This is a genomic window from Burkholderia sp. MSMB1078WGS, assembly GCF_001528895.1.
GTDB lineage: Bacteria > Pseudomonadota > Gammaproteobacteria > Burkholderiales > Burkholderiaceae > Burkholderia.
On sequence record NZ_LPDI01000040.1, the window covers coordinates 201,640 to 221,892 of the forward strand.

A 20,253-nucleotide genomic window follows, 5' to 3' on the forward strand; every position below is an offset into this window, starting at 1 on the left:
GCTGTTCAAACAGCACGGCAAAACGCATGGACGACGAACTGAATTCCCGCCTGAAACCGCTGCGCGACCGCATCGACGCGATCGACGCGCAGCTGATTGCGCTCCTGAACCAGCGCGCCGCGGTGGCGCTGGAGGTGGGCGAGGTCAAGAAGCATTTCAACGCGCCGGTGTTCCGGCCGGAGCGCGAGCTGCAGGTGATCGCGCGGCTGCAGGACATGAGCGCGGGGCCGCTCGCGAGCGAGCACATCAGCGCCATCTGGCGCGAGATCATGGCGGCGAGCCGCGCGCTCGAGCAGACGATCCACGTCGCGTTCCTCGGGCCGGTCGGCACGTACAGCGAGCAGGCGATGCTCGAGTATTTCGGTCAGTCGATCGAAGGGTTGCCGTGCCCGTCGATCGACGAGGTGTTCCGCTCGGTCGAGGCCGGGGCGTCCGCGTTCGGCGTCGCACCGGTCGAGAATTCGACCGAAGGCGCGGTATCGCGCACGCTCGACCTGCTGTTGCAGACCCAACTGGTGATCAGCGGCGAGCTCGCGCTGCCGATCCATCACAACCTGCTCACGCAGAGCGGCACGCTCGACGGCGTGAAGCGTGTCTGCGCGCATGCGCAGGCGCTCGCGCAATGCCAGCAGTGGCTCGCGGCGAATGCGCCGCAGCTCGAGCGGCAAGCCGTGGCGAGCAACGCGGAAGCCGCGCGTCTGGCCGCGGCCGATCCGACCGTCGCCGCGATCGCGGGCGATCGCGCGGCCGCGCATTACGGCCTGCAGATTGCGTTCTCGCTGATCCAGGACGATCCGCACAATCGCACGCGCTTCGTGATCGTCGGCAAGCAGCCGGCCGGCCAGAGCGGTCACGACCAGACGTCGCTGATCGTGTCGGTGAAGAACGAGCCGGGCGCCGTGTTCAAGCTGCTCGAGCCGCTCGCGCGGCACGGCGTGTCGATGACGCGCTTCGAGTCGCGTCCGGCGCGCGTCGGTACGTGGGAGTACTACTTCTACATCGACATCGAAGGGCATCGCGACGATGCGGCGGTGGCGGCCGCGCTGGCGGAACTCGGCCAAAAGGCTGCGTTCCTGAAGATACTCGGTTCGTATCCGCGCGCACGCTGACGCGGCGGCTCGTCGCCTGCGGTGCGCAGGCGGCGCGCGAAGAAGCGGGCAGGGCAGGCCGATCGGCGCTGCCGAAGGCGGGGGCGGGCGGTATCCGGCGCAGGTTGCGCCGGGTGCGGGCCGGTTGCCCGGAATCTGGAATTCCGCGTGCTGGGCGTCGTCCCGCACGCGTAACTTGGCTCTTGTCGTGTCAGGCTTTGCATTCAACAAACTGGTCATCTTCGGCGTCGGCCTGATCGGCGGATCGCTGGCCCGCGCGCTGCGCGAACGCGCGCCGGGCGGCGCGGGCGAGATCGTCGGCGTGGGCCGTTCGCGTGCATCGGTCGAGCGCGCGCTGTCGCTCGGCGTGATCGACCGCGCAGCGGCGCTCGACGACGACGCTCAGGTGCGCGACGCCCTTGCCGGCGCCGATCTCGTCTTGCTGGCCGCGCCTGTCGCACAGACGGGCCCGTTGCTCGCACGTATTGCGCCGTGGCTCGACGGCGCGACGATCGTCACCGATGCAGGCAGCACCAAGTCCGATGTCGTTGCGGCTGCGCGCGACGCGCTCGGCGCGCGGATCGTGCAGTTCGTGCCGGGTCATCCGATCGCCGGACGCGAGTCGAGCGGCGTCGAGGCTGCGTTGCCGGACCTCTACGTCGGCCGCAACGTCGTGCTGTGCCCGCTGCCGGAGAACGCGCCCGAAGCGGTGGCCCGGATCGACGCGATGTGGCGCGCGACCGGCGCCGACGTGCGCACGATGACCACCGAACAGCACGATCGCGTATTCGCGTCGATCAGCCATCTGCCGCACGTGCTGTCGTTCGCGCTCGTCGAGCAGATTCTCGGCGAGGCCGACGCGGAACTGAAATTCTCGTATGCGGCCGGCGGTTTTCGCGATTTCACGCGCATCGCGGCGTCGAACCCGGAAATGTGGCGCGACGTGTGCGTCGCGAACCGCGCGGCGCTGCTCGACGAACTCGACGGCTACACACGCGTGCTCACGCGGTTGCGCGCGGCGATCGACGCCGGCGACGGCGCGGCGCTCGAAGCCGTATTCACGCGCTCGCGCGCCGCGCGCAAGGCATGGCAGGAACGCGGCGGCACGCCCGCTGCCGAACCGGTCAAGAAATAACAGGACGATTCCCATGGACTATCTCGATCTCGGCCCGTACTCCAGCGCATCGGGCACCGTGCGCCTGCCCGGCTCGAAGAGCATTTCGAACCGCGTGCTGCTGCTCGCGGCGCTTGCCGAAGGCGAAACGACGATCACCAACCTGCTCGACTCCGACGATACGCGCGTGATGCTCGATGCACTCGGCAAGCTCGGCGTGAAGCTCGCGCGCGACGGCGACACCTGTGTCGTCGCCGGCACGCGCGGCGCGTTTACCGCGAAGACGGCCGACCTGTTCCTCGGCAACGCGGGCACGGCCGTGCGGCCGCTGACCGCCGCACTCGCGGTGAACGGCGGCGACTACCGTGTGCACGGCGTGCCCCGCATGCACGAGCGGCCGATCGGCGATCTCGTCGACGGCTTGCGCCAGATCGGCGCGCAGATCGACTACGAGCTGAACGAAGGCTACCCGCCGCTGAGGATCAAGCCCGCGACGATCTCGGTCGATGCGCCGATCCGCGTGCGCGGCGACGTGTCGAGCCAGTTCCTCACCGCGCTCCTGATGACGCTGCCGCTCGTGAAGGCGAGGGACGGCCGGATCGTCGTCGAAGTCGACGGCGAGCTGATCTCGAAGCCGTACATCGACATCACGATCCGGCTGATGGCGCGCTTCGGCGTGAGCGTCGAGCGCGACGGCTGGCAGCGCTTCGTCGTGCCGGCCGGCGTCCGCTACCGCTCGCCGGGGCGGATCATGGTCGAGGGCGACGCGTCGTCCGCGTCGTACTTCCTCGCGGCCGGGGCGCTGGGCGGCGGCCCGCTGCGGGTCGAGGGCGTCGGGCGGGCGAGCATCCAGGGCGACGTCGGCTTCGCGAATGCGCTGATGCAGATGGGCGCGAACGTGACGATGGGCGACGACTGGATCGACGTGCGCGGCATCGGCCACGATCACGGCAAGCTCGAGCCGATCGACATGGACTTCAATCTGATTCCCGACGCGGCGATGACCATCGCGGTCGCGGCGCTGTTCGCGAACGGCACGAGCACGCTGCGCAACATCGCGAGCTGGCGCGTGAAGGAGACCGACCGCATCGCCGCGATGGCGACCGAGCTGCGCAAGGTCGGCGCGATCGTCGAGGAAGGCCCCGACTATCTCGTCGTCACGCCTCCGGAAAAGCTCACGCCGAACGCGGCGATCGATACGTACGACGATCACCGGATGGCGATGTGCTTCTCGCTCGTCAGCTTGGGCGGCGTGCCCGTGCGGATCAACGATCCGAAGTGCGTCGGCAAGACGTTCCCCGACTATTTCGACCGCTTCGCCGCGCTCGCCAAAGCCTGATCCGACTGTTCCGATGAAATCGACCCGACCCTTTCACCCGACTCCCGTCATCACGATCGACGGCCCGACCGCCTCCGGCAAGGGCACCGTCGCGGCGCTCGTCGCCGCGCACCTCGGCTTCCACCTGCTCGACAGCGGCGCGCTGTACCGGCTCGCGGCGCTCGCGAGCGTGCGCTACGGAATCGCCGCGGAAGACGTCGACGCGCTGGTGAAGCTGATCGACGATCTGCACATCACGTTCCGTGAAGGCTGCGCGCAGCTTGACGGCGTCGACGTGTCGAACGACATCCGTGCCGAAGCGGTCGGCAACCGCGCGTCGGCCATTGCCGTGCACGGCCCCGTGCGCACCGCGCTCGTCGCGCGCCAGCGGGCGTTTCGCAAGACGCCGGGCCTCGTGGCGGACGGGCGCGACATGGGCACGGTGATCTTTCCCGACGCCGTGCTGAAGGTGTTCCTGACGGCCAGCGCCGAGGCGCGCGCGACCAGACGGCATAAGCAATTGATGCAAAAAGGTTTTTCTGCTAACATAGATGACTTGCTCCGGGATCTTCGTGAACGTGACGCGCGCGACAGCAATCGCGCAGCCGCGCCGCTGAAGCCTGCGGCAGATGCCAAGCTGCTCGATACGTCGGCACTTTCGGTCGATGAAGCCGTCGATCAGGTGCTGCAGTGGTACCGGGCGCTTGGCCAGCCAGCCTGAGAAGGCGGGCGGCAGTAGGTGCTCCGCGCGTAAGTGCAGAGCGTGTTTCGAACCCTTAACCCCGTGTGGTCTTCGATCTGGCCCTTTCAGCCTGCCATTCCGGCCGGCGTGGCACAGCGAGCCATGCACAATCAGATTTTTATGTCCGACCTGCAAACCTCCACCCCGAATACCGAATCCTTTGCGGCTCTGTTCGAAGAGTCGCTGACCCGCCAAGACATGCGCGCCGGCGAAGTGATTTCCGCCGAAGTCGTGCGCGTCGACCACAACTTCGTGGTCGTCAATGCAGGCCTGAAGTCCGAGGCTTACATTCCGATCGAGGAATTCCTGAACGATCAGGGCGAGGTTGAGGTGCAGTCGGGCGATTTCGTGTCCGTCGCGATCGACGCACTCGAAAACGGCTACGGCGACACGATCCTGTCGCGCGACAAGGCGAAGCGCCTTGCATCGTGGCTGTCGCTGGAAAAGGCGCTCGACAACAACGAGCTCGTGACCGGCACGATCACCGGCAAGGTGAAGGGCGGCATGACCGTGATGGTCAACGGCATCCGCGCGTTCCTGCCGGGTTCGCTGGTCGACACGCGTCCGGTCAAGGACACGACCCCGTACGAAGGCAAGACGCTCGAGTTCCGCGTGATCAAGCTCGATCGCAAGCGTAACAACGTCGTGCTGTCGCGTCGTGCAGTGATCGAGGCAACGCAAGGCGAAGAGCGCGCGAAGCTGCTCGAGACGCTGAAGGAAGGCGCGATCGTCAACGGCGTGGTCAAGAACATCACCGATTACGGCGCGTTCGTCGACCTCGGCGGCATCGACGGCCTGCTGCACATCACCGACATCGCATGGCGTCGTGTGCGTCACCCGAGCGAAGTCCTGTCGGTTGGCCAGGAAGTCACCGCGAAGATCCTCAAGTTCGACCAAGAGAAGAACCGCGTCTCGCTGGGCATCAAGCAACTGGGCGACGATCCGTGGGAAGGCATCTCGCGCCGTTACCCGTCGGGCACGCGCCTGTTCGGCAAGGTCACGAACATCACCGACTACGGCGCATTCGTCGAAGTGGAATCGGGCATCGAAGGCCTCGTCCACGTGTCGGAAATGGACTGGACGAACAAGAACGTTGCGCCGTCGAAGGTTGTCCAGCTGGGCGACGAAGTCGAAGTCATGGTCCTCGAGATCGACGAAGACCGTCGTCGTATCAGCCTCGGCATGAAGCAGTGCAAGCCGAATCCGTGGGATGACTTCAGCCGCAACTTCAAGAAGGGCGACAAGATCACGGGCGCAATCAAGTCGATCACCGACTTCGGCGTGTTCATCGGTCTGCCGGGCGGCATCGACGGCCTGGTCCACCTGTCGGATCTGTCGTGGAGCGAAGCCGGCGAAGAAGCCGTTCGCAAGTACAAGAAGGGCGACGAAGTCGAAGCAATCGTGCTCGGTATCGACGTCGAGAAGGAGCGCATTTCGCTCGGCATCAAGCAGCTCGAAGGCGACCCGTTCAGCAACTACGTTGCAATGAACGACAAGGGCTCGATCGTCGACGGCGTCGTGAAGACGGTCGATGCGAAGGGTGCGGTCGTCACGCTGACGGGCGACATCGAAGGCTACCTGCGTGCGTCGGAAATCTCGCAGGATCGCGTCGAAGACGCACGCAACGTGCTGAAGGAAGGCGACAAGGTCAACGCGATGGTGATCAACATCGATCGCAAGTCGCGCGGCATCAACCTGTCGATCAAGGCGAAGGATTCGGCCGAACAACAGGAAGCGATCCGCGGCCTGCAGTCGGACTCCAGCGCTGCTGCGACCGGTACGACCAACCTCGGCGCGCTGCTGAAGGCGAAGCTCGACGGCCAAAACCAGTAAGCCTTACGAGGTCTGCTGAAGTATGACCAAATCCGAGTTGGTCGCGCAGCTGGCATCGCGATTTCCGCAACTTGTCCTCAAGGATGCGGATTTCGCGGTGAAAACGATGCTCGATGCGATGTCCGACGCCCTGGCGAAAGGGCATCGCATTGAAATTCGGGGTTTCGGCAGCTTTGGCCTCAATCGTCGCCCGGCGCGTGTCGGACGCAACCCGAAGTCGGGGGAGAAAGTGCAGGTGCCCGAGAAGTTCGTGCCGCACTTCAAACCTGGCAAGGAATTGCGTGAACGCGTCGACGGTCGCGCCGGTGAACCGCTGAAGGCTGACGATCCGGACGACGAGCGTTGAACGTCGTTCGGTGTGCCCGGAACCTGTCCGGCGAAGGCTGAAAAGAAAAGCGCCCCTTGCGGGCGCTTTTTTCATTTCCGGCCACCGATGCGCAACGCCGCACACAGGATGTGCGCAGCCGCGGAAACGCTTCCTTTACAATACGGGTCGATTCGGTGCGACGAAGGGGAGTCGCGCGCCGCGGCAAACCTCAACAAAGAGAGGGCTTCATGAAGTTTATCGTCTGGCTGATCCGGGTATTGGTGTTCGTCCTGCTGCTGGTGCTTGCGCTGGCCAATACGCAAACCGCGACGCTGAATTTCGTTGCCGGCTATGCATGGCAAGCGCCGCTGATCCTGATCGGCCTGGCATTCTTCGCCGTCGGGCTGCTGGCCGGCCTGCTGTCCGCGCTGCCTTCGATCTTCCGCCTGCGTCTCGAGAACGGTCGTTTGAAGCGCGATCTGCGTGCGGCGCGCGAAACGCCTGCCGTCATCGACCAGCCGCCGATGCCGCCCGTCATTTAACACGGACGCCGCGCGATCATCGCGCGGTTTTCGTCTCTGCTTCGATATTTCGCATGGATCTGGATTTCTGGTGGTTGCTCGCGATTCCGGTCGCGTTCGCGCTCGGTTGGGCGGCGTCACGCTATGACCTGAAGAATCTCCTGTCGGAGAGCGCCAACCTGCCGCGTTCGTATTTTCGCGGCCTGAATTTTCTGTTGAACGAACAACCCGACAAGGCGATCGATGCGTTCATCGAGGTTGCCAAGCTCGATCCCGAAACGGTCGAGCTGCACTTCGCGCTCGGCAACCTGTTTCGCCGTCGCGGCGAGACCGACCGCGCGATTCGCGTGCACCAGAACCTGCTGAGTCGCACCGATCTGCCGGTCAACGAACGCGACCACGCGCTGTACGAACTGGGCCAGGATTTCCTGAAAGCCGGCTTGCTGGATCGCGCGGAAGAGGCGTTCCACAAGCTCGCGGACGGCGACTACGCGCTCGGCGCGCAGCGGGCGCTGCTGACGATTTACGAGATCGAGAAGGACTGGAACAAGTCGATCGATACGGCGAAACGCATCGAGTCGATGAGCGACAAGCCGCTCGGCATCGAAATTGCGCAGTTTCACTGCGAACTCGCGCAGGACGCGCTGCAGCGCAAGAATGCCGCCGCAGCGGCCGAACAGTTGCGCCTTGCGTTGACCGTGAATCCGCAGAACGTGCGTGCGACGGTCCTGTCCGGCGACGCGGCGGAAGCGGCGGGCGATCACGCGGGCGCGATCGAGCATTGGAAGCGCGTCGAAGCGCAGAACCCGGCGTATCTGCCGCTCGTGGCCGACAAGCTGATGAAGGCATACGTCGCGCTCGGCAAGAACGTCGAAGGTGCGGAGTTGCTGATGGGGTACGTCGATCGTTATCCGTCGAACGACCTGCTCGACATCGCCTATCAGCATATCGCCGGGTTGCGTGGCCAGGATGCGGCGCACACGCTCGCGCGGACGCAGATGGAAAAGTCGCCGAACCTGTCGGGGATGCTGCACCTGCTCGATGCGCAGATCGCGGCGGCCGAGGAACCGCGTCGTAAGGAACTTGAAATGATGCGTGCGCTGATCAAGCAGCGCACGAAAAATCTGCCACGGTATACGTGCCAGAATTGCGGTTTCCGGGCACGGCTCTTCTATTGGCAGTGCCCCGGATGCAGCGGCTGGGAAACCTATGCGCCGCGCCGCGTCGAACCTGCGATGCCGGGCTGATCCCGGCCGCGGAGCCAACGCGCTGCGGTTGCCGCCGGGCTCGCTCCGGCGGCCAAGTTAGTCAATTACCGGGAAGTACCGGAACATCTATGAAAATCACCATCATCGGCACCGGCTATGTCGGCCTCGTCACGGGCGCCTGCCTCGCGGAGATCGGTCACGACGTCTTCTGTCTCGACGTCGATCCGCGCAAGATCGATATCCTGAACAACGGCGGGATGCCGATTCACGAGCCGGGGTTGCTGGACATCATCGCGCGCAACCGCACGGCGGGGCGTCTGCGCTTCTCGACCGACATCGAGGCGAGCGTCGCGCATGGCGAGATCCAGTTCATCGCGGTCGGCACGCCGCCCGACGAGGACGGCTCGGCCGATCTGCAGTACGTGCTCGAGGCCGCGCGCAACATCGGCCGCCACATGACGGGCTTCAAGGTGATCGTCGACAAGTCGACGGTGCCGGTCGGCACCGCACGGCGCGTGCGCGGCGTGGTCGACGAGGCATTGGCTGCACGCGGGCTCGCGGGCAGCGTCGCGCATCGCTTCTCGGTCGTGTCGAACCCGGAATTCCTGAAGGAAGGCGCCGCGGTCGAGGACTTCATGCGCCCGGACCGGATCATCATCGGCGTCGACGACGACGACACCGGCACGATCGCGCGCGAGAAGATGAAGAAGCTCTACGCGCCGTTCAACCGCAATCACGAGCGCACGATCTACATGGACGTGCGTTCGGCCGAATTCGCGAAGTATGCGGCGAACGCGATGCTTGCGACGCGCATCTCGTTCATGAACGAGATGTCGAATCTCGCCGACAAGGTCGGCGCCGACATCGAGGCCGTGCGCCGCGGGATCGGCTCCGATCCGCGCATCGGCTATCACTTCCTGTATGCGGGCGTCGGCTACGGCGGCTCGTGCTTCCCGAAGGACGTGCAGGCGCTGATCCGCACCGCCGGCGAGAACGGCCAGCCGCTGCGCATCCTGGAGGCCGTCGAGGCCGCCAACCATGCTCAGAAGGACGTGCTGATCGGCAAGATCGAGCAGCGCTTCGGCGCCGACCTGACGGGGCGCGAATTCGCGGTCTGGGGCCTGGCGTTCAAGCCGAACACCGACGACATGCGCGAGGCGCCCAGCCGCCGCCTGATCGCCGCGCTGCTCGAACGCGGTGCGACCGTGCGCGCTTACGATCCGGTCGCCGTCGACGAAGCGCGGCGCGTGTTCGCGCTGGATTTCGGCGACGATGCGCACATGCTGGCGCGACTGCATCTCGTCGACACGCAGGACGCCGCGGTCACGGGCGCGGACGCACTCGTGATCGTGACCGAGTGGAAGGAATTCCGCAGCCCCGATTTCACGCGCCTGAAGGCCGAACTGAAGGCGCCGGTGATCTTCGACGGGCGCAATCTGTACGAGCCGGACGCGATGGCCGAACTGGGCATCGATTACTACGCGATCGGCCGGCCGTATGTCGATCCCCAGTCGTTCTCCCGTGGCTGAACGTACGATGGATACTCTTCGCGAAGTCGTTCCGGTGCCGCGCGAGCAACTCGCGCGCTCGCGTGTGCTCGTCGTCGGCGACGTGATGCTCGACCGTTACTGGTTCGGCAACGTCGATCGCATTTCGCCTGAAGCGCCGGTGCCGGTGGTGCACGTGCAGCGTCAGGAGGAGCGGCTCGGCGGTGCGGCCAACGTTGCGCGCAATGCCGTGACGCTCGGCGGCCAGGCCGGGCTGCTGTGCGTCGTCGGTTGCGACGAGCCCGGCGAGCGGATCGTCGAGCTGCTCGCCGGCAGCGGCGTGACGCCGCATCTCGAGCGCGATCCGGCGTTACCGACCACGATCAAGCTGCGCGTGCTCGCGCGTCAGCAGCAGTTGCTGCGCGTCGACTTCGAGGCGATGCCGACGCACGAGGTGCTGCTCGCGGGGCTCGCGCGCTTCGACGCGCTGTTGCCGCAGCACGACGTCGTGCTGATGTCGGATTACGCGAAAGGCGGCCTGACGCACGTCACGACGATGATCGAGAAGGCGCGTGCGGCCGGCAAGGCGGTTCTGGTCGACCCGAAGGGCGACGACTGGGAACGCTATCGCGGCGCATCGCTGATCACGCCGAATCGCGCGGAACTGCGCGAGGTGGTCGGGCAGTGGAAATCGGAAGACGACCTGCGCGCGCGCGTCGCGAATTTGCGTGCGGCGCTCGGCATCGACGCGTTGCTGCTCACGCGCTCGGAAGAGGGCATGACGCTCTTTTCCGCGGGCGGCGAACTGCATGCGCCGGCGCTCGCGCGCGAAGTGTTCGACGTGTCGGGCGCGGGTGACACCGTGATCGCGACGGTCGCGACGATGCTCGGCGCCGGTGTGCCGCTCGTCGACGCCGTGGTGCTCGCGAATCGCGCGGCCGGCATCGTGGTCGGCAAGCTCGGCACGGCCACGGTGGACTACGACGAACTGTTTCACTGAGTGCATTCGGCGGCGCGACGAGCGCGCTGCACGAGTGGCTCGCACTTTTCAGGCAGGACGATCATGACCCTCATCGTTACCGGCGCAGCCGGTTTCATCGGCGCGAACATCGTCAAGGCGCTCAACGAGCGCGGCGAGACGCGCATCATCGCGGTCGACAACCTGACGCGCGCGGACAAGTTCCGCAATCTCGTCGACTGCGAGATCGATGACTATCTCGACAAGACCGAATTCGTCGAACGCTTCGCGCGCGGCGATTTCGGCAAGGTACGCGCGGTATTTCATGAAGGTGCCTGTTCGGACACGATGGAAACCGACGGCCGCTACATGATGGACAACAACTTCCGCTACAGCCGCGCGGTGCTCGATACCTGCCTCGCGCAGGGCACGCAGTTCCTGTATGCATCGTCGGCCGCGATCTACGGCGGCTCGACGCGTTTCGTCGAGGAACGCGACGTCGAGGCGCCGCTGAACGTATACGGCTATTCGAAGTTCCTGTTCGACCAGGTGATCCGTCGCGTGCTGCCGAGCGCGAAGAGCCAGATCGCGGGCTTCCGCTATTTCAACGTGTACGGCCCGCGCGAGACGCACAAGGGACGCATGGCGTCGGTCGCGTTCCACAACTTCAACCAGTTCCGCGCGGAAGGCAAGGTGAAGTTGTTCGGCGAGTACAACGGTTATGCGCCGGGCGAGCAGACGCGCGATTTCGTGTCCGTCGAGGACGTGACCAAGGTGAACCTGTTCTTCTTCGATCATCCGGAGAAGTCGGGCATCTTCAATCTCGGCACGGGCCGGGCGCAACCGTTCAACGATATCGCGTCGACGGTCGTGAACACGCTGCGCGCACTCGACAACCAGCCGCCGCTGACGCTCGCGCAGCAGGTCGAGCAGGGATTGATCGAATACGTGCCGTTCCCCGATGCGCTGCGCGGCAAGTACCAGTGCTTCACGCAGGCCGACCAGACGAAACTGCGCGCGGCCGGCTACGACGCACCGTTCCTGACCGTGCAGGAAGGCGTCGACCGCTACGTCCGTTGGCTATCCGGCCAGGTTTAAACCGGCGCGTTGCATCGATAGACTGGGTCTCACGGTCGGCAGCCGCCGGCCGTTTTTCTTCGGAGATCCAGCACATGATCAGGAAATGGTTTGCCGCGGCGGTCATGCTCGGCGCAGTGGCGTCGGCCTGGGCGGCCGTCGACGTTAACACCGCGAACGAGGATGCGCTCGTCGGTATCAAGGGCATCGGTCCGGCGCGGGCGAAGGCGATTCTCGACGAGCGCGGCGCACGCGGCCCGTTCAGGAATGCAGACGATCTCGCCACGCGCGTGAAGGGCATGGGCGGGCATACCGTCGAGCGGCTTCAGCAGGAAGGGCTGACGATCGGTGCGGTGGCGGGCGCGGCGCCGTCGGCCGCAGGCAAGCCGGCGGCAGCGAAACCGGCCGTCGCACCGGCTCGCACCGCGCAGAAATAACGGGTCGCACGTATCCGCAAAGGGCTCCTTCAGCCGCCGTCGTTGCGACGGCTTCCCGCGGCATGCCGCGGGTTTTTTGCATGGGGCGGCGTACGCGGCGATCGCGCACCGCGCGGCGCGTATTCCATCGTCGCAATGGGGTTGCCGGCGCGCGTGCTGGTGCTGGTTTACAATCGATCGATTGATCGGCCTCGTACTCACGGTATATCCATGGCTTACAAAACTATCGAAGACACGATCGGCAATACGCCGCTCGTGCAACTGGTCCGCCTGCCGGACGACGAGATTCGCGCTCGCAACAACGTGGTGCTCGCGAAGCTCGAGGGCAACAATCCGGCAGGTTCCGTGAAGGATCGCCCGGCGCTGTCGATGATCGGCAAGGCCGAGGCGCGCGGGCGCATCAAGCCGGGCGATACGCTGATCGAGGCGACGAGCGGCAACACGGGCATCGCGCTCGCGATGGCCGCGGCGATCCGCGGCTACAAGATGGTGCTGATCATGCCGGAGGATCTGTCGGTCGAGCGCCGCCAGAGCATGGCGGCGTATGGCGCCGAAATCATCCTGACGCCGGTGAAGGGCGGGATGGAACTGGCGCGCGACCTCGCGGAGCAGATGCAGCGCGAAGGCAAGGGCGTGATCCTCGACCAGTTCGGCAACCCCGACAATCCCGTCGCGCACTACGAAGGAACGGGGCCGGAGATCTGGCGCGATACCGAGGGGCGTATCACGCACTTCGTGTCGGCCATGGGCACGACGGGCACGATCATGGGCACGTCGCGCTACCTGAAGGAACAGAATCCGGCGATCGAGATCGTCGGTGCGCAGCCGGAAGACGGCTCGCGCATTCCGGGCATTCGCAAGTGGCCGGAAGCGTACATGCCGACCATTTTCGATCGCAGCCGCGTCGACCGCGTCGAGAGCGTGAGTCAGGCTGCGTCGGAAACGATGACGCGCCGGCTCGCGGCGGTCGAAGGTATCTTCGCGGGCATTTCGTCGGGCGGCGCATGCGAAGTCGCGTTGCGCATTGCGCGCCAGGTCGAGAATGCGACGATCGTGTTCATCGTCTGCGATCGTGGCGACCGCTACCTGTCCACGGGCGTGTTTCCCGCCTGAGCGAATGGGGGCGCGGCCCGCGCATCGATAAAAAAAGCGCCGCTTCTGCGGCGCTTTTTCTTGGGGCGGCCAGTGCTTACTGCGACTGCGTTCCGGCAGCGGCGGGTTGTAGCGCGCCGCTCGCTTCCATCTGTGCTTTCACTGCCTCGCCGAGCTGGTACACGGTGAGCGCGTAGAAGAAACTCCGGTTGTAGCGCGTCAGCACATAGAAGTTCTTCAGGCCAAGCATGTATTCGGTCGCGCGCCCGGGCGTCGGCAAGTCGACCACGGTAACCGGCGTGCCGGCTTCGGTCGTGATGTTGACCGTCGGCTCGTTCAACGTCATGCCCGCGCGCAGCAGTTGCGACAGCGCCCAGTGCGGTTCGGGCTGGCCGTCGGCGGCGGCCTGCGCGATGCCCAGGCTGCCTGTATCGGGCGTGATCTGCCAGACCACCGGACGGTCCGTTTCCCAGCCGTGCTGCTTCAGGTAGTTCGCGACGCTGCCGATCGCATCGACAGGACTGCTGCGCAGATCGACGTGGCCCGTGCCGTCGAAGTCGACCGCATATTCGCGGATGCTGCTCGGCAGGAACTGCGGAATCCCGATCGCGCCGGTGTACGAGCCGAGCACGGTGGTGGGGTCGAGCTGGTTGTCGCGGGTCCAGACCAGGAAGTCTTCGAGGTTCTTGCGGAACGTGGCCTGGCGGCTGTCGCGGTTCGGCGTGTCCGGGTAGTCGAACGTGAGCGTCGTCAGCGCGTCGAGCACGCGGAAATTGCCCATGTAGCGGCCATAGATGGTCTCGACGCCGATGATGCCGACGATCACCTCGGGCGGCACGCCGAACTGCTCGGACGCGCGCTGCAGCGTGGCCTGGTTCGCTTTCCAGAACTTCACGCCCGCGTTGATGCGGATCGGCTCGATGAAGCGCGAGCGATAGACGCGCCAGTTCTTGACCGTCGGCGACGGGGCCGGCTTTACGAGCTTGACGGCCGTCGCCGAGTAGCTGATGCGCGAGAACAGCGCATGCAGGCTTGCCGAATCGAAGCCGTTGCGGCTCACCATCTCGTCGATGAACGCGTCGACCTTCGCATTGTTCGCGTAACGCTGTGGAACGATTTCCTCTTCGAAGGTCTGGCCTTGCGGCGTCTCCTGCTGCGGTTGGGCTTGGGCGACGAGCGTGCCGGCGGGCTTCGCCGGCTGCGTCTGCGCGACGGCAGGTGCGGTGCCGAGGGCAGCGGCGAGGGCAGCGGCGACGAGCGGAGCGCGAACCCGGAACAGCGCGGAAAGAAGGGCGGCAGGCTTGCTGGAATTCATGTCGAAGCGGGCGGACAGAGCGATTGTGTTCGGCGCAGTATACCCGACGCATCCGGCGCGCCGGGCCGAAGCTGGCCCCCGTTGTGGTAAGTTAGCGGCGAATTCGCGGCAGACGATGGACATCATTGATGGAGACCTGCGACGCACCGTGCGCCGCGGATGACAGCTTATGGCAACCGCTTTCTATACGCACCCCGACTGCATGCTGCACGAGATGGGGGAATGGCATCCGGAATGTCCGGCCCGCCTGTCGGCGATCCAGGATCAATTGATTGCGAGCCGCATCGACGACCTGATCGTGCACGAAACCGCACCGTTCGCGAGCGAGGTCGCGCTGGGCCGGGTGCATACGCAGGCGCACATCGACTACATCCGGAGCATGACGCCGGTCGACGGTTACGTCGAGATCGATCCCGACACGCTGATGAATCGCGACACGTGGCGCGCGGCACTGCGCGCGGCCGGCGCCGCGATCGCGGCGACCGACGCGGTGATCGAAGGCCGCTATGCGAATGCGTTCTGCGGCGTCCGTCCACCCGGCCACCATGCGGAGCCCGCGCGCGCGATGGGTTTCTGCTTCTTCAACAACGTCGCGATCGCCGCGCGGCACGCGCTCGACGTACACGGCATCGAGCGCGTCGCGATCGTCGATTTCGACGTGCATCACGGCAACGGCACCGAGGCGGCGTTCGCGAACGACGAGCGCGTGCTGATGTGCAGCTTCTTCCAGCATCCGCTGTATCCGTTCTCGGGCGTCGATCATCAGGCGCCGAACATGGTCAACCTGCCGATGCCCGCACGCAGCAACGGGATGGCGATCCGCGAAGCCGTCGACATGTTCTGGCTGCCGCGCCTCGACGCGTTCAAGCCGCAGATGCTGTTCGTGTCGGCCGGCTTCGATGCGCATCGCGAGGACGATATCGGCAATCTCGGCCTCGTCGAAGCCGATTTCGAATGGCTGACCGCGCGGATCGTCGACGTGGCGCGCCGGCATGCGCAGGGCCGTATCGTCAGTTGCCTCGAGGGCGGCTACAACCTGTCCGCGCTCGGGCGCAGCGTCGTCGCGCACCTGCGCGTGCTGGCCGGGATCTGATTCGCGATTGACCGGCCGGGCCGGGCGCGTTCAGCGCGCCGGCACGCGCGCATGAATCCACGCGATCAGCGCGTCGATCACGCGGTCGCGTTCGAGATCGTTCATCGTTTCGTGGAAGCCGCCTTCGTACAGCGTCAGCGTACGATCGGGCGAACCGACGTGCGCGCCGAACGCCCGGCTGCCGTCGGGTTCGGTCAGCTTGTCCTCCGTGCCGTGATAGACGAGCACCGGCACGCGCAGCGCACCGCGGCCGCTCTCGATGCGCGCCATCGCATCGAGGATTTCCGCGCCGGTGCGGGCGGGCACGGCGCCGTGATGCACGAGCGGGTCGGCGCGATTGGCCGCGACGACGGCCGGATCGCGCGACAGCAGGGCCGCATCGATCCTGATCGCGGGGAAAGTAGGCCATGCACGGCTGATGAGGCGGCTGAGCGCAAGCATCCAGCGCGGCACGTCGCGCCCCGGCGCAAGCGCCGGGCTCGACAGCACGAGGCCGGCCAGCGCGTGGCCGCGAGCCGGTGCACGTTCGATCGCGTAGAGCGCCGCGATCGCGCCGCCCATGCTGTGCCCCATCAGGAACAGCGGCGCATCGCCGCGCGCGGCTTCGGCGACCAGCGCATCCGCGTCGTTCAGGTAGCCGTCGAAACGCTCGACCCACACGCGTTTGCCCGGCGACTGGCCATGCCCGCGCAGATCGATCGCAAGCACGTCGATGCCGGCTGCGTTCAGCCGGCCGGCGAGCGCGGCATAGCGGCCCGCGTGTTCGGCGAGGCCGTGCACGAGCGCGATCGTCGCGCGCGGCGGCACGCTGCCGTCGCCGGCCGGCCAGCGGTACGACGCCAGTTCGAGCCCGTCCGCGGTACGCAGTCGGCCCATGTGCGGCGCGGGCGCCGAAGGCGCCGATCCGGCGATGGCGGCGGGTGCGGCGGCCGGCGTGGTGGTGGCGCTCATCTGGCGTGTCTCCGGTTCGTTGGCAAGTGCGTTCCCGATCATAGTCGCGACCTTCCCATGGGGGCGAAGCGGCGCCCCTCTAATTTCGTCCGGTTATGAAAAGATCGAAATCGATTATTAAGGGGAATGAGGGGTTTGCGGTAAAATCGCCGGCTATTCCAGATGCATCGGCGGCCGACTGGCGGGCCAACTCGCCGGCCGGCCGCCGTTTTGTTTACATGATCGAATTACGCAATCTTTCGCAGCGTTTCCCCGGCCCGGGCGGTTGGGTCGAAGCGTTGCGCAACGTCAACCTGACGATCCCGCAAGGCGAGGTGTTCGGCATCATCGGCCGAAGCGGCGCCGGCAAGAGCACGCTCGTGCGCACCATCAACCTGCTTACGCGGCCGACCGAAGGCAATGTCGTCGTCGGCGGGCGTGACCTGATGCTGCTGTCGGCCAGTGCGCTGCGCGAGGCGCGCCGCGAGATCGGCATGATCTTCCAGCACTTCAACCTGCTGTCGTCGCGCACGGTGTTCGACAACGTTGCGCTGCCGCTCGAACTGGCCGGCGCGAGCCGTGCCGACATCGAGGCCGCCGTGTTGCCGCTGCTCGACCTGGTCGGGCTGTCCGCGCAGAAGGATCGCTATCCGGCGCAGATCAGCGGCGGCCAGAAGCAGCGCGTCGGCATCGCCCGCGCGCTCGCGAGCCAGCCGAAGGTGCTGCTGTCGGACGAGGCGACGTCCGCGCTCGATCCCGAAACCACGCGTTCGATCCTCGATCTGCTCAAGCGCATCAACCGCGAACTCGGACTGACGATCGTGCTGATCACGCACCAGATGGAAGTGATCAAGCAGGTCTGCGATCGCGTCGCGGTGCTCGACGCGGGGCGCGTGGTCGAAGAGGGCCGCGTGATCGACGTGTTCCTGCAACCGCATCACGAAGTCACGCGCGCGCTGATCGGCGACGTGATCGCGCAGGAGCTGCCGCCCGCGCTGAAGGCGCGCGTGGCCGAGCGGCTGAAGACGGGCAGCGGGCATCTGCTGCGGCTCGCGTTCACGGGCTCGGGTGTCGACCAGCCGATCCTGTCGGAAACGATCCGCCGGTACGAACTCGATTTCAACATCCTGCACGGCCAGATCGACGAGATCCAGGGGCAGGCATTCGGTTCGCTCGCGGTGCTCGCCGGCGGCGAGCCGGGCAAGGTCGGGCAGGCGCTCGCGTTCCTGCGCGAGCAAGGTGTGGTGGTAGAGGAGCTTTCGTATGTTGAGTGAGATGTTCGATATGTTCGTGCAGTCGTTCTGGGAGACGCTGATCATGGTCGGCATCTCCGGGGCGGTCGGCGCGCTCGTCGGCCTGCCGCTCGGCGTGCTGCTCTACCTGACCGACCGCCAGGGCGTGTTGCAGAACCTGGCGGTGAATCGCGTGCTCGGCGGCATCGTGAACGCGGTCCGCTCGACGCCGTTCATCATCCTGCTGGTCGCGGTGATTCCGTTTACGCGGCTCGTCACCGGTTCGTCGATCGGCACGGCCGCGGCGGTCGTGCCGCTGACGCTCGCGGCCGCGCCGTTCATCGCACGTCTCGTCGAAACGGCGCTGCGCGAGGTCGATCGCGGGCTGATCGAGGCCGCGCAGTCGATGGGCGCGACCACGTCGCAGATCGTATTCAAGGTGCTGTTGCCCGAATCGCTGCCGGGCGTCGTCGCGGGCCTGACGATCACGTTCGTGTCGCTCGTCGGCTATTCGGCGATGGCGGGTGCGATCGGCGGCGGCGGGCTCGGCGATCTCGGGATCCGCTACGGGTACCAGCGCTATCTGCCGGAAGTGATGTGGACGGTCGTCGCGATCCTGATCGTGTTCGTGCAGATCGTGCAATCGTTCGGCGACTGGCTGGTGCGCCGGCTGAGCCACAAATAAGACCAAACCGATCCGATAGGAAAGACACGATGCAACGACGCTTCATGCTGAAGTTTGCGGCGGCGCTGGGCGCGGCCGCGCTGTTCGCGGGCGCGCATGCGCAGGCGGAAACCATCAAGGTGGGGGTGACGGGCGGTCCGCACGCGCAGATCATGGAAGTGGTGAAGAAGGTCGCGGCGAAGGACGGCCTGGAGATCCGCATCGTCGAATTCTCCGATTACGTGCAGCCGAACGCGGCGCTCGCGTCGGGCGACCTCGACGCGAACAGCTACCAGCACGATCCGTATCTGCAGGCGCAGGTGAAGGATCGCGGCTACAAGCTGCTCAAGGTCGCGGACACCGTCACGTTCCCGATGGGCATCTATTCGAAGCGCGTGAAGTCGCTGGCCGAACTGAAGCCGGGCGCGCGCGTCGCGGTTCCGAACGATCCGACCAACGGCGGTCGCGCGCTGCTGTTGCTGCAGAAGCAGGGGCTGTTGAAGCTGCGCGCGGATGCTGGGCTGAAGGCGACGCCGCTCGATATCGTCGACAATCCGCGCAAGCTGAAAATCGTCGAGCTCGATGCGGCGCAGATCCCGCGCTCGCTCGGCGACGTCGACGCGGCCGCGATCAATACCAACTACGCGATGGAAGCGGGGTTGAAACCGAAGCAGGACGCGATCGCGATCGAGGGCCCGAACGGCCCGTACGCGAACATCCTTGCGATCCGCGAGGTGGACCGGAACAAGCCGTGGGTCGCCAAGCTGATTGCGGCGTATCACTCGGCCGACGTGAAGCAGTTCATCGAAGGCAAGTTCGGCGGCGCGGTCGTTGCTGCCTGGTAACCGGTGGAGTGCGGACGCCCGGCGGGATTAGAGTCGATGATCGAAAACCCGGGCTTTGCGTCCGGGTTTTTTCTCTTTTAAAATAGAACGACCGTTCGCTATCATTGGCGCGTCGCCAAGAAGCGGTATCCTCGACAACCATGATGGTTGGGGCCGCTTGGCCGCGCAGTCATGAGGTCGCGCTATAAAATGGCCTCTGGTCGTATTCGTAACTTTGGAGCGTGTGCATGAAAATCCTGGTGCCAGTGAAAAGAGTGGTCGACTACAACGTGAAGGTCCGCGTGAAGTCGGACAACACGGGTGTCGACATCGCGAACGTGAAGATGTCGATGAACCCGTTCGACGAAATCGCCGTTGAAGAAGCCGTGCGCCTGAAGGAAGCGGGCGTGGCGACCGAAGTGATCGCGGTGTCGGTGGGCGTCGCGCAAGCGCAGGAAACGCTGCGCACGGCGCTGGCGATCGGCGCGGATCGCGCGATCCTCGTCGAGTCGAACGACAGCGTCGAGCCGCTGGCCGTCGCGAAGATCCTCAAGGCGCTGGTCGACAAGGAACAGCCGCAGCTCGTGATCCTCGGCAAGCAGGCGATCGACGACGATTCGAACCAGACGGGCCAGATGCTCGCTGCGCTGGCCGGCCTGCCGCAGGCGACGTTCGCGTCGAAGGTGACGATCGCCGACGGCAAGGCAACCGTGGCACGTGAAGTCGACGGCGGCGCGGAAACGCTGTCGCTGACGCTGCCGGCAGTCGTGACGACCGACCTGCGCCTGAACGAGCCGCGCTACGTGACGCTGCCGAACATCATGAAGGCGAAGAAGAAGCCGCTCGAAACGGTGAAGCCGGAAGACCTGGGCGTTGACGTCACGCCGCGTCTGAAGACGCTGAAGGTTGCCGAGCCGCCGAAGCGCGCAGCCGGCGTGAAGGTGCCGGACGTGAAGACGCTGGTCGAGAAGCTGAAGACCGAAGCCAAGGTGCTGTAAGAGGGAGCGGAAAGA

The 20,253-nt window shown here is 65.7% G+C and carries 20 protein-coding genes; 18 read left to right on the forward strand and 2 right to left on the reverse strand.

The annotated features are described in order from the left end of the window. Positions 1-26: 26 nt before the first annotated feature. From pheA to cysM, 13 genes are all read left to right on the forward strand, one after another. Positions 27-1,109, forward strand: a complete 1,083-nt coding sequence (gene pheA / locus WT24_RS11565) for a prephenate dehydratase (protein ID WP_059501691.1) — start codon at positions 27-29, stop codon at positions 1,107-1,109. A gap of 187 nt (positions 1,110-1,296) precedes the next feature. After that, a complete protein-coding gene (locus WT24_RS11570; protein WP_060033573.1) occupies positions 1,297-2,223 on the forward strand; it encodes a prephenate dehydrogenase/arogenate dehydrogenase family protein in 927 nt (308 codons plus the stop codon). A gap of 13 nt (positions 2,224-2,236) precedes the next feature. Next, on the forward strand, positions 2,237-3,541 hold the full coding sequence (gene aroA, locus WT24_RS11575; protein ID WP_059501687.1) for a 3-phosphoshikimate 1-carboxyvinyltransferase: 1,305 nt from the start codon (positions 2,237-2,239) through the stop codon (positions 3,539-3,541). A 13-nt stretch (positions 3,542-3,554) separates the two neighbouring features. After that, positions 3,555-4,241 carry a (d)CMP kinase gene (gene cmk, locus WT24_RS11580; RefSeq protein ID WP_059574065.1) on the forward strand — a complete coding sequence of 229 codons (687 nt, stop codon included), beginning with the start codon at positions 3,555-3,557 and terminating at the stop codon, positions 4,239-4,241. A 141-nt stretch (positions 4,242-4,382) separates the two neighbouring features. Then, positions 4,383-6,095, forward strand: coding sequence for a 30S ribosomal protein S1 (rpsA, locus tag WT24_RS11585; protein WP_011544885.1), 1,713 nt, complete (start codon positions 4,383-4,385; stop codon positions 6,093-6,095). Between the two features lie 22 nt (positions 6,096-6,117). Continuing rightward, entirely contained in the window at positions 6,118-6,441 is a 324-nt protein-coding gene (locus tag WT24_RS11590) for an integration host factor subunit beta (RefSeq protein ID WP_006486894.1), read from the forward strand. Positions 6,442-6,650: 209 nt separating this feature from the next. Further along, positions 6,651-6,944 (forward strand): lipopolysaccharide assembly protein LapA domain-containing protein, encoded by a 294-nt coding sequence (locus tag WT24_RS11595; RefSeq protein ID WP_012328123.1) that lies wholly within the window; start codon positions 6,651-6,653, stop codon positions 6,942-6,944. A gap of 53 nt (positions 6,945-6,997) precedes the next feature. Then, positions 6,998-8,170, forward strand: coding sequence for a lipopolysaccharide assembly protein LapB (gene lapB / locus WT24_RS11600; RefSeq protein WP_059501683.1), 1,173 nt, complete (start codon positions 6,998-7,000; stop codon positions 8,168-8,170). An 89-nt stretch (positions 8,171-8,259) separates the two neighbouring features. Then, on the forward strand, positions 8,260-9,660 hold the full coding sequence (locus WT24_RS11605) for a UDP-glucose/GDP-mannose dehydrogenase family protein (protein ID WP_060033576.1): 1,401 nt from the start codon (positions 8,260-8,262) through the stop codon (positions 9,658-9,660). 7 nt (positions 9,661-9,667) lie between these two features. Further along, positions 9,668-10,618 carry a D-glycero-beta-D-manno-heptose-7-phosphate kinase gene (gene rfaE1, locus WT24_RS11610; RefSeq protein WP_059501680.1) on the forward strand — a complete coding sequence of 317 codons (951 nt, stop codon included), beginning with the start codon at positions 9,668-9,670 and terminating at the stop codon, positions 10,616-10,618. Positions 10,619-10,681: 63 nt separating this feature from the next. Then, complete coding sequence (gene rfaD / locus WT24_RS11615) at positions 10,682-11,674, forward strand: ADP-glyceromanno-heptose 6-epimerase (RefSeq protein WP_006496538.1); 993 nt, start codon at positions 10,682-10,684, stop codon at positions 11,672-11,674. Positions 11,675-11,748: 74 nt separating this feature from the next. Then, positions 11,749-12,090: a helix-hairpin-helix domain-containing protein gene (locus tag WT24_RS11620; RefSeq protein WP_060033579.1), complete on the forward strand. Its 342-nt coding sequence runs from the start codon at positions 11,749-11,751 to the stop codon at positions 12,088-12,090. Between the two features lie 210 nt (positions 12,091-12,300). Continuing rightward, positions 12,301-13,203, forward strand: coding sequence for a cysteine synthase CysM (gene cysM / locus WT24_RS11625; protein ID WP_059501676.1), 903 nt, complete (start codon positions 12,301-12,303; stop codon positions 13,201-13,203). Between the two features lie 76 nt (positions 13,204-13,279). Here the strand turns inward: cysM and mltB are convergent, their stop codons facing one another. After that, complete coding sequence (mltB, locus tag WT24_RS11630) at positions 13,280-14,623, reverse strand: lytic murein transglycosylase B (protein ID WP_082742157.1); 1,344 nt, start codon at positions 14,621-14,623, stop codon at positions 13,280-13,282. Positions 14,624-14,666: 43 nt separating this feature from the next. Here mltB and WT24_RS11635 point away from each other — a divergent pair, with 43 nt between their 5' ends. Continuing rightward, positions 14,667-15,590, forward strand: a complete 924-nt coding sequence (locus tag WT24_RS11635) for a histone deacetylase family protein (protein ID WP_034206723.1) — start codon at positions 14,667-14,669, stop codon at positions 15,588-15,590. A gap of 30 nt (positions 15,591-15,620) precedes the next feature. Here WT24_RS11635 and WT24_RS11640 read toward each other — a convergent pair whose 3' ends face one another. Continuing rightward, positions 15,621-16,541, reverse strand: a complete 921-nt coding sequence (locus tag WT24_RS11640) for an alpha/beta hydrolase (RefSeq protein WP_059501726.1) — start codon at positions 16,539-16,541, stop codon at positions 15,621-15,623. Positions 16,542-16,759: 218 nt separating this feature from the next. On the opposite strand from WT24_RS11640, the gene WT24_RS11645 reads away from it, so the two are divergent. From WT24_RS11645 to WT24_RS11660, 4 genes are all read left to right on the forward strand, one after another. Further along, positions 16,760-17,794: a methionine ABC transporter ATP-binding protein gene (locus WT24_RS11645; RefSeq protein WP_034206725.1), complete on the forward strand. Its 1,035-nt coding sequence runs from the start codon at positions 16,760-16,762 to the stop codon at positions 17,792-17,794. Next, positions 17,784-18,437 (forward strand): methionine ABC transporter permease, encoded by a 654-nt coding sequence (locus WT24_RS11650; protein ID WP_006486982.1) that lies wholly within the window; start codon positions 17,784-17,786, stop codon positions 18,435-18,437. The genes WT24_RS11645 and WT24_RS11650 overlap by 11 nt, the downstream gene beginning before the upstream one ends. A gap of 29 nt (positions 18,438-18,466) precedes the next feature. Next, positions 18,467-19,261 carry a MetQ/NlpA family ABC transporter substrate-binding protein gene (locus WT24_RS11655; RefSeq protein WP_060033583.1) on the forward strand — a complete coding sequence of 265 codons (795 nt, stop codon included), beginning with the start codon at positions 18,467-18,469 and terminating at the stop codon, positions 19,259-19,261. A gap of 227 nt (positions 19,262-19,488) precedes the next feature. Then, positions 19,489-20,238 (forward strand): electron transfer flavoprotein subunit beta/FixA family protein, encoded by a 750-nt coding sequence (locus WT24_RS11660; RefSeq protein ID WP_059501667.1) that lies wholly within the window; start codon positions 19,489-19,491, stop codon positions 20,236-20,238. Positions 20,239-20,253: the final 15 nt, after the last annotated feature.

Bases quoted from the DNA above. Each gene is read 5' to 3' on its own strand.
- pheA (WP_059501691.1), top strand. From the start codon at position 27: ATGGACGACGAACTGAATTCCCGCCTGAAACCGCTGCGCGACCGCATC.
- aroA (WP_059501687.1), top strand. From the start codon at position 2,237: ATGGACTATCTCGATCTCGGCCCGTACTCCAGCGCATCGGGCACCGTG.
- cmk (WP_059574065.1), top strand. From the start codon at position 3,555: ATGAAATCGACCCGACCCTTTCACCCGACTCCCGTCATCACGATCGAC.
- rpsA (WP_011544885.1), top strand. From the start codon at position 4,383: ATGTCCGACCTGCAAACCTCCACCCCGAATACCGAATCCTTTGCGGCT.
- WT24_RS11590 (WP_006486894.1), top strand. From the start codon at position 6,118: ATGACCAAATCCGAGTTGGTCGCGCAGCTGGCATCGCGATTTCCGCAA.
- WT24_RS11595 (WP_012328123.1), top strand. From the start codon at position 6,651: ATGAAGTTTATCGTCTGGCTGATCCGGGTATTGGTGTTCGTCCTGCTG.
- lapB (WP_059501683.1), top strand. From the start codon at position 6,998: ATGGATCTGGATTTCTGGTGGTTGCTCGCGATTCCGGTCGCGTTCGCG.
- WT24_RS11605 (WP_060033576.1), top strand. From the start codon at position 8,260: ATGAAAATCACCATCATCGGCACCGGCTATGTCGGCCTCGTCACGGGC.
- rfaE1 (WP_059501680.1), top strand. From the start codon at position 9,668: ATGGATACTCTTCGCGAAGTCGTTCCGGTGCCGCGCGAGCAACTCGCG.
- rfaD (WP_006496538.1), top strand. From the start codon at position 10,682: ATGACCCTCATCGTTACCGGCGCAGCCGGTTTCATCGGCGCGAACATC.
- WT24_RS11620 (WP_060033579.1), top strand. From the start codon at position 11,749: ATGATCAGGAAATGGTTTGCCGCGGCGGTCATGCTCGGCGCAGTGGCG.
- cysM (WP_059501676.1), top strand. From the start codon at position 12,301: ATGGCTTACAAAACTATCGAAGACACGATCGGCAATACGCCGCTCGTG.
- mltB (WP_082742157.1), bottom strand. From the start codon at position 14,623: ATGATGTCCATCGTCTGCCGCGAATTCGCCGCTAACTTACCACAACGG.
- WT24_RS11635 (WP_034206723.1), top strand. From the start codon at position 14,667: ATGGCAACCGCTTTCTATACGCACCCCGACTGCATGCTGCACGAGATG.
- WT24_RS11640 (WP_059501726.1), bottom strand. From the start codon at position 16,541: ATGAGCGCCACCACCACGCCGGCCGCCGCACCCGCCGCCATCGCCGGA.
- WT24_RS11645 (WP_034206725.1), top strand. From the start codon at position 16,760: ATGATCGAATTACGCAATCTTTCGCAGCGTTTCCCCGGCCCGGGCGGT.
- WT24_RS11650 (WP_006486982.1), top strand. From the start codon at position 17,784: ATGTTGAGTGAGATGTTCGATATGTTCGTGCAGTCGTTCTGGGAGACG.
- WT24_RS11655 (WP_060033583.1), top strand. From the start codon at position 18,467: ATGCAACGACGCTTCATGCTGAAGTTTGCGGCGGCGCTGGGCGCGGCC.
- WT24_RS11660 (WP_059501667.1), top strand. From the start codon at position 19,489: ATGAAAATCCTGGTGCCAGTGAAAAGAGTGGTCGACTACAACGTGAAG.